At 61.7% G+C, this 13541-nt stretch carries 11 protein-coding genes, 2 pseudogenes and 1 CRISPR repeat array; of the genes and pseudogenes, 2 read left to right on the plus strand and 11 right to left on the minus strand.

Going from position 1 to position 13541, the window contains the following annotated elements:
* Nucleotides 1–452 precede the first annotated feature (452 nt).
* The 10 genes and pseudogenes from Talka_RS11480 to Talka_RS11520 form a co-directional block, all read right to left on the minus strand.
* The gene (locus tag Talka_RS11480; protein ID WP_143891461.1) at nt 453–926 is read right to left on the minus strand and encodes a transposase; all 474 of its coding nucleotides are present in this window, start codon (nt 924–926) and stop codon (nt 453–455) included.
* Nucleotides 927–955: 29 nt separating this feature from the next.
* Nucleotides 956–1330: pseudogene (locus tag Talka_RS12315) on the minus strand (phage portal protein family protein); the annotation flags it as partial.
* An 88-nt stretch (nt 1331–1418) separates the two neighbouring features.
* Nucleotides 1419–1691 carry a type II toxin-antitoxin system RelE/ParE family toxin gene (locus Talka_RS12245; protein ID WP_143891462.1) on the minus strand — a complete coding sequence of 91 codons (273 nt, stop codon included), beginning with the start codon at nt 1689–1691 and terminating at the stop codon, nt 1419–1421.
* Nucleotides 1648–1950 carry a HigA family addiction module antitoxin gene (locus Talka_RS11490; protein WP_143891471.1) on the minus strand — a complete coding sequence of 101 codons (303 nt, stop codon included), beginning with the start codon at nt 1948–1950 and terminating at the stop codon, nt 1648–1650. The genes Talka_RS12245 and Talka_RS11490 overlap by 44 nt, the downstream gene beginning before the upstream one ends.
* Nucleotides 1951–2123: 173 nt before the next feature.
* Nucleotides 2124–3152, minus strand: a pseudogene (locus Talka_RS11495) (IS5 family transposase).
* A gap of 71 nt (nt 3153–3223) precedes the next feature.
* Nucleotides 3224–3972: a CRISPR direct-repeat array (repeat unit 28 nt; unit sequence CTTCTAAGCCGCCTATACGGCGGATAAT).
* A 53-nt stretch (nt 3973–4025) separates the two neighbouring features.
* Nucleotides 4026–4991: a type I-F CRISPR-associated endonuclease Cas1f gene (cas1f, locus tag Talka_RS11500; RefSeq protein ID WP_143891463.1), complete on the minus strand. Its 966-nt coding sequence runs from the start codon at nt 4989–4991 to the stop codon at nt 4026–4028.
* Nucleotides 4988–5602 (minus strand): type I-F CRISPR-associated endoribonuclease Cas6/Csy4, encoded by a 615-nt coding sequence (gene cas6f / locus Talka_RS11505; RefSeq protein ID WP_185970149.1) that lies wholly within the window; start codon nt 5600–5602, stop codon nt 4988–4990. The genes cas1f and cas6f overlap by 4 nt, the downstream gene beginning before the upstream one ends.
* A gap of 7 nt (nt 5603–5609) precedes the next feature.
* Complete coding sequence (gene csy3 / locus Talka_RS11510; RefSeq protein WP_143891465.1) at nt 5610–6773, minus strand: type I-F CRISPR-associated protein Csy3; 1164 nt, start codon at nt 6771–6773, stop codon at nt 5610–5612.
* A 20-nt stretch (nt 6774–6793) separates the two neighbouring features.
* Nucleotides 6794–7558, minus strand: coding sequence for a type I-F CRISPR-associated protein Csy2 (locus tag Talka_RS11515; protein ID WP_143891466.1), 765 nt, complete (start codon nt 7556–7558; stop codon nt 6794–6796).
* Between the two features lie 13 nt (nt 7559–7571).
* Nucleotides 7572–9077 (minus strand): hypothetical protein, encoded by a 1506-nt coding sequence (locus tag Talka_RS11520; RefSeq protein WP_143891467.1) that lies wholly within the window; start codon nt 9075–9077, stop codon nt 7572–7574.
* Between the two features lie 71 nt (nt 9078–9148).
* Here Talka_RS11520 and Talka_RS11525 point away from each other — a divergent pair, with 71 nt between their 5' ends.
* Nucleotides 9149–10039 (plus strand): hypothetical protein, encoded by an 891-nt coding sequence (locus Talka_RS11525; protein WP_221933893.1) that lies wholly within the window; start codon nt 9149–9151, stop codon nt 10037–10039.
* Complete coding sequence (locus Talka_RS11530; RefSeq protein ID WP_143891469.1) at nt 10039–13170, plus strand: CRISPR-associated endonuclease Cas3''; 3132 nt, start codon at nt 10039–10041, stop codon at nt 13168–13170. The genes Talka_RS11525 and Talka_RS11530 overlap by 1 nt, the downstream gene beginning before the upstream one ends.
* 62 nt (nt 13171–13232) lie before the next feature.
* Here the strand turns inward: Talka_RS11530 and Talka_RS11535 are convergent.
* A partial coding sequence (locus Talka_RS11535; RefSeq protein ID WP_185970150.1) for an integrase core domain-containing protein occupies nt 13233–13541 on the minus strand: 309 nt, incomplete at its 5' end.

Raw genomic sequence — 13541 nt, forward strand, 5'->3', positions numbered from 1 at the left:
GCATCGACTGGGATGCCGGGGTGGAAGAAGAAGCCCAAGCGGCAGGTCTCTACACTGCGCGCATCCGTGATGAGATGTTTGAGCTCACGACACCCAAGGGCTTCAAGCCGCGCAAGTGGTAAAGGGCATGGCCCGTCGATCCAGGCAAACAGGCAACAGCGCTACGGGCTTGCCTGGCGGGGGCCATCCACCGCCCTGAAAGCCGGCGGAGAAAGCCTTCATCAAAACCGCCTGCAGCCTCATCGGTACATCGATCGATGTGCTGAGAAGTTGTGAAGGAATTGAACTTTCGTGCCACCAAACCGCAGGAGCCCTGCGCGGGGCGGCTCGCCGTGCTGCGCGTCGGCTTGGTCGAGACGGCATCAGGGTTGGCGCGATGCGCGCAGACGCTGCACGCTGGGGCAAGGTCGCAGCCGCTGTGGCGCGTGCTGCGGCAAGGGGCTGCGGCCTTGTCAGCCCGCTGCTGCTGCCGTGGTGGCCGCGGCGGCCTGCAGGCTGAGCATGCGCTGCAGGTTGTGCGCCAGCGCATGCCACAGCAGCACGGCCTGTGCCTTGAGCAGGCCGCAGACATTGAAGCGCAGCAGCCCGCGGCGGCGCAGCTGGGCGTTGACGCACTCCACGCGGCTGGCATGCGGCTTATCGATCGAGGCGGCCTGCGGCGTGCCCATGCGCGCGCGCCACTGGGCAATGGCGGGGCTGTCGCCGCGCTTGGGCGCATGGGGGTCGCTGGCCGGCTTGCGGCTGGCCGGCAGCGGCACCCAGGCTTGCGTGCCTTGCCGATCCAGCGCTTCGATGTCGGCCAGGTTGACGTAGCCCCCATCGGCCAGCCACGGCGGCGCAATGCGGGCATAGCGCTGCTGCAGCTGCTGGTGCATCGGCTGCATGAGCCCGCTGTCGCTGCCGTGGTTGCACAGCTCAACGCCCACGATGTTGTCTGCGCAATGTGGATGCGGCCGGCCTCCTCCGTCAGCACCACCTCCTGCACCGCGTAGCCGAAGAGCACGGCCTCCCACGCGGCGTTGAGGATGGCGTGCGCGTGCGGCTCCAGCGCCTCGGTCAGAAACGCGCGGGCGCGGCTCTGCGGGTGCTCCACGCGCCAGGGCGTGTTGACGCAGGCGTGGCGGCGCGTCTCCACCGCCGCGCTGATCTCGTCGTCGGCCAGCAGCGCCCGCAGCCTGGTGCGGCCGATGCCGAGCTGCTGCAGCAGGTCGTCGTAGTCGCCCCCGGCCAGCCAGCCAAAGCGCGCCAGCGCCCGCTCGATGGCGGCGGAGGAGCCGAAGGCTGGAAGAGCGTCACCCCGGATGCGGTCAGGCCGTGCCATGCACCGCATGGTCGGCGGCGCGGGCGATCATGTCAGGCAGAACGGGTTCCTTGCGGGCGCGCCCGGGCGGCCCTTTGGCTTACCGCGCGTCCGGCGGTCACTGCCGGGCGGCGCGCAGCACGCGCAACACGCGCACCTGCTCGCCGGCGATGGCGTAGATCAGGATGTAGTTCAGGTGCGCCACCAGCTCGCGCGTGCCGGCGACGCGCCCGGGGCGGCCCAAGCGCGGGTGATCGAGCAGGCGCGCGGCCTTTTCGGCCAGCAGCTCGTCTATGGCCAGCGCGGCGGCTGGGTTGTCGGCTTCGGAGGGGGGTCGAGGGTGGCCATCAGGCGGCCAGCGGCTCGCCCTTGCGCAGCGGCTCGATGGCAGGCTGGCGGCGCCTGGATGCGCGCCACAGGTCGTATTGGGCCTGCAACCCCAGCCACAGGTCGGGGGAGGTGCCCAGCCAGCGCGCCAGCCGCAGCGCCATCGATGCCGACACCCCGGCGCGTCCGTTCAGCAGCTTGGACAAGGTGACGCGATCCATGCGCAGGGCTTGCGCAGCCTGCGTGACGGTTATCCCCTCGGGCAACCATTCTTTCAGCACCTCGCCCGGGTGCGGCGGGTTGTGCATGCGGGTGGCGCTCATCATGCGGCCTCCTAAGGAACGTCTGCTCAACCCCCGCTGCTGATGCTGAGGCGGGGTTTTGGTTTCACATGATGGATTCGGGCGTCCTTTCGGCGGTCTTGCGGGGCCGTTTCGGCTCCCGCCGGGGCCTTTTGCGGCCCCGTAGGGGGCTTGCGCGCCCCGTCTGGGCGCACTTACCCCACGCAGGGCTGCATAAGCCGCCTGCGCACGAGCCACAGGTTGGCCAGCATCAAAAGCGTGGTGATCTGCGCTGCGTTCTTCTTCAGACCCTTGTAGCGGACTTTCGTGTATCGGAAGACGCACTTGAGCACAGCGAAGATGTGCTCGCCGCGCGCGCGGATGCGCGCCTTGACGCCCTCCAGCTCATCCAGCACCGCATCCAGCGGCTTGCTTGTGTCCAGCTGCTTGCGCTTGCCCGGGCGCATGGCCACGTGCCAGTTGACCTTGGGGTGATGCTGTTGCACCTCCTCGCGCTTGTCCACGCGCGGTTCACCCGCATCGGCAAAGACGTCTTGTTCCTTGCCGTGCAGCAGCGCGTGCGCCTGCGTGACGTCGGCCACGTTGGCGGGCGTGACCACCACGCTGTGGGCCAGTCCACTGGCCGCATCCGTGCCCACATGCGCCTTGCAGCCAAAATACCACTGGTTGCCTTTCTTCGTCGTTCGCGGCTGCGACTCATCGCCGCTCACCATCTCAGGGTCGCGGCTGCGGCTCTGGTTCTTCGTCGAGCTGGGTGCGGCGATCAAGGTGGCATCCACCACCGTGCCGCTTCTGACCATCAGCCCGCGCTGGGTGAGGATCTCGTTGACGAGCTCAAACATGCGCTGGCTCAGGTTCTTCTCCTGCAGCAGATGTCGAAAACCGAAGGTTTCATCAAAGCGCAGGATCGTGGTCTCATCCGGCACGGTGTCCACCCCCAGGTCCAGCCCGAGAACTTAAGCAAAGGCCGGCACGTCATCGAGCGCCTCTTCAGCTGCCGGGTCCGACAGCGCAAACCACTGTTGCAGGAAGTGAATCCGCAGCAGCACCGACACCGGGTACGGGGGACGGCCGCCCTTGGGGCCAGGCAAGGGCATGTGCGGGGCAATGAGCGCTTCCAGCTCCTTCCACGGCACCACCTGATCCATCTGCCGCAGGAACTCGCGCTTGCGGGTGGTCTTGACCTTCAGCTCAAACCCGGCTCCCAAGCTGGCTTGCTTCATCGGCGGCGCTCCTGCAGCATGTTTCCTTACAGGCGTCATGCTACCCGGTCAGGGGTGGGTTGGGCAGACGTTCCCTAAGCCGCCTATACGGCGGATAATTGTCGATCTTGGCGATCAGCCCGGCGACAAAGCTTCTAAGCCGCCTATACGGCGGATAATATGATCAGCCCAACCGGCGTCATGGTCAGGAACTTCTAAGCCGCCTATACGGCGGATAATGCTCGGCACGGGCAAAAGCAAGTTCGCTGTCTCTTCTAAGCCGCCTATACGGCGGATAATATTGCCGGGGCTGGAAGATGTTGCAACGTTCTGCTTCTAAGCCGCCTATACGGCGGATAATGACGAATCCGGTGACGAGCAACTCGAATTGCCCTTCTAAGCCGCCTATACGGCGGATAATGTTCACTCGCTGCGGGTTTACCCCTAGTTGACCTTCTAAGCCGCCTATACGGCGGATAATGAGAGTCGCCAGCGGTTCAGGCTCTTGCATCGCTTCTAAGCCGCCTATACGGCGGATAATCTGCACCCCTCCCCGCACACTCGCTGCACCCCCTTCTAAGCCGCCTATACGGCGGATAATGCATAGCGCACCCCTCACTTGCTCATGATGCCCTTCTAAGCCGCCTATACGGCGGATAATATCTTGAGGTCGGAGGCCTCGGTGGGCTTCCACTTCTAAGCCGCCTATACGGCGGATAATTCGGCCAGATTGGCGATCAGCGCCACGGTCTTCTTCTAAGCCGCCTATACGGCGGATAATCTTGTAGTAGTGCACCATCGCGGTGATCTTGACTTCTAAGCCGCCTATACGGCGGATAATCGTTCTTACAACGTCACGTTTTTAAAGAACGACAAGCACTTGCACATGCCTGCTCACGCTGAACCTTGCGGCGGAGACTCTTGCGCAAGCCCTTGATTTTTCGAGTATTTTTCGCAGATAGACTTGACGAAGGTCATAAGAAGGTCGAGAACCTCGTCGTCGTGCGCGCGACGGATGATGGCCGCGCGCAGCTCGCGGTCTTCGGACTTCTTGACGCCGAACTCGAACGCTAGCGGCATCACAAGCCAATCCTTGACCAGATCCGCTACGTCGAAAACAAGAGCTCCACGTCGTGTTTTCCCATGCAAGACCGGGAAAGCAAATGATATACCGAGCGTGTGAAGAGCGCAAGCCGCGTAACCATATGCAAGATAATTGCCGTGATCTAGAAAGCTGTTGACCAAGTCGGATGCCGTCTCCTTTTTGCCTTTGCCGGGCTCGCGCGAAAAGTCAATTTTGTATTTGCGCGCCAATATCGCATAAAGCCTCCTGGCATAGACGGCTTCTGCAGACAGAAGGTCTTCTGTACTGCTGGCATGTTTGGCAGCTTGTTTTAGCGCCTCTGCAGCATCGACCGCGCCTTCGACGTCAAGCTTTTTCTTGGCGAGATCAGCACGAAAGTCGAGAAATTCTTTCGCCGCCTTCAGACGTGCGCCCTCATCAAACCACATGCGCGCCCACGCCTGCATGTACTCCGTTGGTCTGTATTCGTCCTGCGGCAGCCAGAATGTTGCATCTGTTGCTCCCAAAAGCGGCGAGCCGCCACTGCCGCAGAAGCCAAGAACGATGTTGGCTTCGGCAAGCCTGCGTGCAGCTGCATCGGTGATGCTTGTGCCCTTGCCAAGCAAAATGAAGGCCGTATTTTTGTATGGAATGTTGATGAATTGATCGATGTTTTCTCCCGATTCACTGAGATACATCAGGCGCTCGCCCCGCTGCACCAGGCGAACGTGCTCCAGATAGTAGACGTTTGCGCGTCTGGACATCAGAACCGCGCGCGAGCGCGGCTCTTGGCTCATGACTCGAACTCCGGCAGCGGAATGATTTGTGATGTGCGTGACAACCCGTAGCTGTCCGGAATGGCTCCGTCGGCCACCTCATCAGGACCGCGATCAATCTTCTGGACAAACAGCCGGAATTGCTGATGCGTGGAAGATGAACGCAAATCGAGATAGCCAATTCCGGCCGGGCTTTGTTGTAAGTACGATATGCGCTTGTTTCGCATCTTCCGGTTGATGTCGCTGAGCGTGTCTGCGCGCGGATGACGCGCGGCCCGTGCTGCGGAAAGCGCGTGACTGATGCGGTAGCGAGCATACGCTGCCTGCCGGTCATAGCTGACTGGAACAGACTTGATCTGTCTGGCAATCCAGTAATCATCAAATCGGCTATCGCCAAGCAGCCCATCAAGCAAAAATTCAAGCGTCTCGCGTTGCTGGGCAAACCAGCGCAGCCGCTTTCCGATACCGAAGCCCTTGCCCATGTCAGGAAAGGCCAGAGCGATGTAGCGGCGCTCTTGCGCCGTCTCTTTCAGAAAAGGGTGCGCTTTCTGAACCAGGCTGGAGACAAGCACACCCGGGGCGATCTCGACGCTTTTCCGCGTCATCATATCGAGATAGTACTGGGCAAACATGGCGTGCTCAGAAAAGTGTATCAGTTTGTGCTGCGGCCTGCTTTTCTTCGGTGTCGTTGTTTTGATTCTTTGGCGGACGTCCGCGCTTCTTGGCCGTGTTTTCCTCATCGCCGCCAGTCTTTTGTTTTTCATCCTTTTCGCTGCCAACAAAGCCGCGAATCAGATTGGCGAGCACGAAAGCAGCCTCGGCGTTGAATTGACCGGCTTGAGGTGCGGTCGGCAGCACGCGCGGCAACAAGTAAAAGAGATTGTTGGCCGAGCTCGGGGGGCGCATGATCATATTGCGCTCGATGTTGGCACCCAGGGGCTCGATCGGGATCGGGGCTGCGTCGCCCGAGCCCTCATACCACGTATCGATGGTTCGGATGGCATTGCTGACCTTCTGGTCACGCAGGGCTGCGATGCCCATGTCAATCATGTCGGCCATATAGCGATCAGCCTGGGTTTCGCCCACGAGCTTGATGAGATCGTGACGGCTCATGCGATCCAGCTTGTAGAGGCTGCGCGCAAAGCCATCGGGCTTTTTCATCACCATGTTTTGTGACGGAAAGACCTCGATCGAACCCGTCATGCCAAAGTCAAGATGGGCGCGCACGTGAATAGTGTCGACAGATCCGGCAAAGCTTTCGTGCAGCCAGCTGCCCAGTTCCTGCTCCTCCGCGGAGTAGTTGCCAAAAGAGTTGAAGGGGATTTTGAGCGCATCAACCGCGATCGTTTTTTGATATTTTGTCGAAGTCACTTGGATCGTGATTGAACGGCCGAGCAGACGGTTGCGCCACAGCCAGCGTCCATTGAGAATGTTGCGAGCGTAACGTCGGCACAGCTCGTGGAGTTCCTCACTGTTTTCGTAGCGCTCGATGAAACCGAGCACCGCGCTTTTCCAGTCTGGTTCAGAACAGGCGTAGACGCTTTGCCGCAGGTCGATCGTAGAGAGCGAGAACGTAACGATCAGGCCGTTGGCATCGGCTTCGGTTTTGGCCGACTCGGTGCGCTGCGGATTTTTCACGTCCTTTTCTTTGCCGACCACGTTTTGAGTGCCAAGCACGCCATGGCGCACGACTTTGACGGGCGAGCGCTCGTTTCCATCGACAGCGTTGTAAAAGACCGCATCCGAAAGGATGATGCCACGCTGCACGGCGAAGATGCCAGGGAGTTTGCCAAGCTGTTGCATGATAAGGGCTCCTTTCAAGGTTATTGCTGGACAATGAAGGCCTGGTCGTCAACCCAGCCATGACGCCAGAGTGGAATGGAATCGTTTTCGCCGAAGCTGAACGTCGAGCGGTACTCCACAAGTCCCACCAGCGCTTCTGCCCAGGCGTGTGGCAGCTGATCGCGCACGTTGCGCCGCGGCTCAAAGCGGCTCAACATCGAGTAGCCAACGGTGGCTGGCACGAACCATCCGGCTTCGCCGGGTGTTCGATGGAACATCGCATCCAAAATACCGACGCCACTATCAAGCTTGGCTTGCACATACTGACGTGCATCCAAGGTCACAAAGCCGCGACCGCAGCTTCTGAGAGCATGATGGGCGTCGTTGGTCTGCATGAGCATCGGCAGTCTGGCGATGGGGCTGCCCGCCAGCCGCAAAGGCATGGCCTTAAGAATGCCCTCGACCTGCTTGAGATCGACAACGCGCTCCAGCTTGATGATGAGCGACAGGTCCAGCTCAGCCAGCACGCCTGGCTGGATGGGGTTTTCAAGGGGGGCGGACGAGGGGCCGCTTGCGCCGCGCACCTGCCAGGCGGCACGCGCCGGAGCTTCACTGGGCCACTCATCGATCTGCAGGTGCCCGCGGTGATGGACGATGGCCACCCCAAGATCCCGGGTTCCGAGGCGCGCCGCAATGGCGTGCCCGAGCATGCAGGCCGCAAAGACGGGGGCGGGTGCGGCCAGGTAGTGCGTCTGCAGGCCGTTGGCGCGATGCGCGCGGATATGCTTCAAAATCAAATAGCTCACGGTGCTTGCTCCTTCAGATCTTGGCGCCCACCAGCTCTTTGACCAAATCCCTCAGGCGCGTGCGCTCTTTGTCGCTCAGGAGGTATGTTTCGGGCTCCTTGTGGGCCTTGGCGTCGTAGTAAGTCTCGATGGCCTGCACAATGCTGTGCTGCAATGCCTCAACAGCTTCTGGGCCAAGCCCGCCATCGAGCATGGCTTTAACCAGGACGCCGTGCGAATTGGCTGCTTGCCGCGCCTGTTCAGCCAGATCGGGACTATCTTCTGCTGCCTCCATAAGGGCTTGCAACTTCTCGCGCCAGTCGGCGACCGCGATCTGAACCGCGGATTGCAGGGCGCCGCCGTCGGCCCGTTCAATCGTTTTGGCAAGGTGGCTGTCGTGATCGTCAAGCCAGGCGTTCTTGCGCACGTGCTTAATGTGCGCCTCAAGCGCTTCAGCCATGTCGCGAATCGGCACGCGCCAGCCGCGATGGATGACGGATAGCGCCGCTGTTGTTGCATTTTCCGCAACATTGGGCGCCTCAAAAATCAGCACGCGCGTGACTTCACGAATGGAGGTGGCGTTTTGGATGTTGGCCCCCCCGTAGCCAAGTTCAAGTGTTGTCGGACGAAACGCCGTCTCGCCCGGCTCTTCTTTTTCTTGTCGGATCTGTTCTTGCCAGCGCGCAATCTCGCGCGAGAGTCCGGGGCAGGCCAGCGGCGTAATCACGACATAGCCGCCATCTTTGGGAATTTTCAGCTGGCGAAGCCTGGAATCCACGAAGCGGTTGCAGGCGCGGTCTTCACCGCTGCCCATCTCTTGCACGGCGGCCTCAAAGGCTTGGGCGACTTCGCGATCCTCTTGGGCCAGCGTCTGGCCTGCGCGCAGCTGCTGCAGCAGCGCGTTGGCCTTGCGGCATGTGGCTGCGGTCGGGGTTCCATTGGGGAAGAAGTCGAGCTCCAGGTGTTCGAAGTGACCGCTGTAGAGGTAGGGCAGAGCCTTGGTGGTGCTGCCAACGCGCAGCAGCGCGCCGCTTTCCGCGCTGCTGTGAATGAGCTTGCTGTGGAAGTGGCAGGCCGCAGCCGAGGCGGCCTCGCGAACGCTTTGGACATGCTGCCCGCTGGCGGCCGCCTTAGCTTTGAGCGCTTGAGCGGCCTGCACCATGACGTTCCAGCAAGCCGCCAGATCGCCCGATGCCGCCTGCGGATCGTTTTGTGCTGCCTGTAGACAGGCCTCTTCGAAGGCTGCGCGCGCGATGCCGCCGGCTTTGAGCGAGGCGGCCAACGAGCTGCTCCACAGCAGCACCGAAGTCAGCAGCGCCGCATCGGCCGGATCGGGGCTGCCGGCATTGAAGCGCTCCATGCGCTCGTCATCCCACTTGGCTTGCAGGTTCTTGCCCTTGATGGAGAAGGCGCTTTTGAGGGCGGCCTCTGAGATCCCCAGGTCTTTGCAGGCCTGCCTGGGCTCTTGTCCTGTAACCGTAGACAAGGCAAGCCCGAAACGGGTGTAAAACGCTTTGGTGTTGGCAGGTATTGCGGCCACGACAAGACTCCTGTGATGTCGTCTCTTGTGTTGTTATGGTAGCGTCACGCCGGGTATAATGTCCAAATTGTGTGAACTATATAGTTCAAACCTTGAGGAAAAACGAAGTAAGCCAAGAAGTGCTGCGGCGCCAGGTCTTCATCCTCAGGCGCGCAACCTGGGTGGGGCGCTGCAAGGTTGCGGACATCACGGAAGCTTTTGGCATCGTGCCTCAGGTCGCCAGCCGCGACCTCATCAGGGCTGCCAAGACTTGGACTATCGAGGGGCGCGCCGTCCTGACGCATCAGCGCGGCGAAGTCATACGTCTTCTCGGGCAGCCCGAGCATCCGCAGGCCAGTCCGCTGGTGATGCTGGAACTGCTGCGCTGCAGTGCGCCTTTTCAAGAGTCGGGCTTGCGCGAGCACGAGTGCTTGACCTTGCAGCAACCGCTGCAGGGCGTGCAAGCAAACTCCCAAGAAAGCCTCTCGGCCATCTTGCGTTCTCTGGTTCGGCTGGGCGGCAGCGGCCGCCCGATCCAGCGCACCTTGGAAATCGACTACGTAGGACTCAAAGTCGGCGATACCCTTCGCACTCGCTGGATCGCACCCGTTGGCCTTGAGTTCGATGGCGGTCAAGTTCGGCTCTGGGCGCACGATCTGCAGGCCAGCGGCTATCCGCTCAAGTCTTTCGTGATTAGCCGCATCGCCGCAGCGCGCTTGTCCGCGCGCTCGATGCCTGCCGATTTTTCGCCAGAGCTTGCCCTGCCAAAAGAAAGCGTAACCCTGCAGGCCGTCTTCGATGAGAGGCTCACACAAGATCAGCGCGCCGCTTTTGCGCGTGAACTCAATCTCGACGAGCGCGGCCAAACCCGTATCGCCCGTCACCGGGTGTTTCATGTTCAGCGGCTCTACGCTCAGAGCGGCTTCAGTTCAGAAGCAATCTGGCCGCCCCTTCTGAGCCTCAGAGAAGTCAGGGAGGCCTGATGCACGTTCTTTTTGTGAGCAACTCCGAGGGCAGGGCCCAGCAGCGCGTACGGCGGGTGCTGGATGCCTACGCCAACCGCATCGCGGCCCAGACTTGGATCACCCCGATCACCGAAGAGGCGCTCGCTGAAGTGCGCGCGGCGCTCAAACGCAAGATCTCGCGCCACACGTCGGTGGCGTGCTATCGCAACGTTGGCATGGATCGCATGGAGCTGCTCTGGGTCGTTGGCAACCGTCATCACTACGACAACCACGGCGCCTTCGTAGCCGAGACTGCCAAGCGCAAGCGGAGCATGGCGCTGCCCTGGCGACACGCTGCGCTGCTGGCCGCCTGCGCAGGCTTGGCGCACGATATTGGCAAGGCCAACACCCACTTTCAGGCCAAGCTCAGGCGCAGCACGCAAGAAGCCGCTCAGGAGCCCCAAAGCGACCCGATCCGACACGAGTGGGTCTCTGCACACATCCTCTGGCGCTGGCTGCGAGGTGGTCAGCCCGGCGTGCTGGGTGCGATCGAGACGTGGAACCAGGACGTGCAGGGGGCGCGATTCGATGCCCAGTGGATGCCCTTTGGCGACTCGATCGGTGATGCGCTGTCTGCCGTGCTGCTGCTGGCTGCCACGCACCACCACGGCCTGGCCAGCCCTGATCTCGGCTTGGCTACAGATGATGGGGTTCTGCCGCCATCCAAACTGATCGGCCCCGCGCGTCACGTGCGCAGCACGCTGACCTTGCAAGATCGGCGCGCGCTCATCATCCAGGCGGGGCATCAGCAGGAGTGGCTTGCATGGCAGCGGCGCTTCGAACGCGCCTGGAGGCGGCTCCAATCCTGTCCGGCGGGTTCCGTCTACTGGCACAGCATCACGCTGGTGGCGCGAGCGTGCTTGATTCTGGCTGACCAAAGCATTTCTTCCAGCGCCGATCGCTTTGGCGCCAAGGGCGAAGCCGAGCGCCTTTACGCCAACACCATTCGCGACAAGAGCGGCAAGCGAAGCCTGCACCAAGACTTGTTCGGGCACCTGCAAGCCGTGGCGGCGCAGGCCTCGCGCAATGTGGCGCTCTTTGCCCGGCCCGCGCTTCCTATCTTGGACGAGGTCACCGCCGCTCGCTTGGCCCAAGTTGAAGAGGAGGCGGCGGGACCATTCGCCTGGCAAGAGCAGGCCGTGCGCGCCGCCCGCGAGGCACAAGGCCCTGCGCTCGTCTTCAACGTCGCGGCGACCGGCAGCGGCAAGACCCGCGCCAACATGCGGCTGGCCTGTGCATTGCGGGCGGGACGCCATGTTCGCGTGGCACTTCTTTTCAACCTGCGCACCCTGACGCTGCAAACCCACACCGCGCTGACCGAGGAGCTCGGGCTTGATGCGCGTACGCAGTGCGCCGCCCTGATCGGCAGCCGCGAAGTTCTGGACTTGTATGCCTCGCCAATCCTCGATGACCTGGACGCTGCCGATGGCAACAAGCCGGATCGCAGCGGCGAAGCCTTCGCCCCCCTCGTCTGCGGAGGCGAAGGCTTGCGCGAAGTCGTGGACGCCCTGGCCCCCAGACTGCGCGCCGACCACTCAGCGCTGACGCTGCTGGCCGCCCCCGTTTTGTGCTGCACCGCCGACTTCCTCAATGCGGCTGCCGACATGACCGAGCCGAACCAGCGTCACGCCTTCGCGCTGCTGCGGCTGCTCACGAGCGACTTGATCCTCGACGAGTTCGACTCGTACGACACCAAGGCAATAGGCGCCATCCTGCGGCTGGTGCACACGGCCGCAGCCTTTGGGCGGCATGTGATCGTCAGCAGCGCCACCCTGAACGACACCCTGCGCCGGGCGATCACTCGGGCCTATCGCAGTGGGTTGCAGGCCTACTGTGCTTCCTTTGGCAAGGATGAGGCGCCACCTGCTGCTCGTATGCTGATGGTCAGCCATGCGGCTGCTGCCCGCTGGGCACCACTTGACGATGAGCAAGCGTTTGCCGAATTTTGTCTGCAGACGGCATCTGCAGCCGCAGCCTCAGCGACGCTGCGTCGCGCCTTTGTGCAGCCGATAGAGCCGCCAAGCTGGCCTGCGAGCCTGACGCGCGCCATTCGCCCCCTTCACGAGGCCACACGTTACGAGATTGCGCCTGGCAAGCGTTTTTCGTGGGGACTGATACGTGTTGCCAACGTAAGCACCTGCTTGGAAGTGTCTGATTTTTTAGCCGAGCAGGCAGGCAGGCAGCCCGCGCAGCGGCCGCTGCGCCTCATGACCTACCATGCCCGCGAGCCACTCATGCGGCGCACCGCCAAAGAAGAATGGCTCGACCGGTACCTGAAGCGCAAGGGAGCAGACTGGCTCCAACGGCTTGCCTGCCTCGTGCAGGACGAGCTTGGTCAAGCCTGGAATGAGGCCTGCGAGATCGTTTTTGTCGTGGTTGCCACCCCCGCCGAAGAGGTGGGGCGCGATCACGACTTCGACTGGGCCATCATCGAGCCCTCCAGCATGCACTCCATCATTCAGACGGCAGGGCGCGTCAATCGCCACCGGCACAGCGCCCTGAAAGATGGCGTCTGCAACATTGCCGTGCTTGACCAAAACCGGCGCGCGTCCGAGGGAAAGGTGCTCGCATTTGTGCGGCCGGGATTTGAACTGAAAATCGATGAGGGCAACAAGACCACCCACCGCTCTCACAGGGTGGGCGATCTGCTGCCCCAAGGGCGCATAGACATTGATCAGCGCTTGCTGTTTGGCAACTCCAAGGTTGCGTTTCAAATTGATGATGAGGCTGCGCAGGAAAAAGAGCTTGCGCACCTCCACGACAAACTCAATCCAGGATCGGTATTGTGGTGGTCGGATTGGACTGCCAAACGATACCCCTTGCGAGAAGGAGATCACGAAGTCGAATACAGTATCACGCTCAATGCCAATGACACCTGCAATCTTTGGCTTCGGGGCAAGCGTATTGAAAGCAACGTCGTTATAGCTGCGGCACCGCCCTGTGCGCTTGGTGAGCACGTCTTCGGCTATGAGCAGGTTTGGCGCAAAGCGCAGCGGGATGGTCGCATCACGGCGCCATTTTGGGCATTTTCTGTACCACAAGCAAGTTTGCCAGATACGATAAAAATAGGTTGGTCTGGGGTTGAGGTGAAGGAAAGCAATCCTTGCTGATTAAAAAACCCGGCCTGGGCCGGGGGTGATGTTTTAGTTTTTGCTGGTTTTGCGATGTACTCTTAACCTTCTTGGGTTGCAGCTGTTGACTCGCCGGCAGGCTCCTGTCGAACCTGCTGCACGAAGCGCTGCACGGTCTGGTACGGGGTGCGACCGTTGTTGCGGTAGCCCAGGTGCGGCCGCTCATGGTTGTCGTGGCGCAGCCAGGCATCCAGGTCGCGCTGCAGTTCGACGACCTCCGTGTAGACCTTCTGGCGCAGCGCGACACGGAAGAACTCATCGGGCACGCTGCGGTGCAAGCGCTCCACGAACCCGTTGGTTTGTGGCCGGCGCACCTGGGTGCGGCGATGCTCGATGTCGTTGAGCTGCAG

The sequence above is a fragment of the Tepidimonas alkaliphilus genome, assembly GCF_007556595.1.
Lineage (GTDB): Bacteria > Pseudomonadota > Gammaproteobacteria > Burkholderiales > Burkholderiaceae_C > Tepidimonas > Tepidimonas alkaliphila.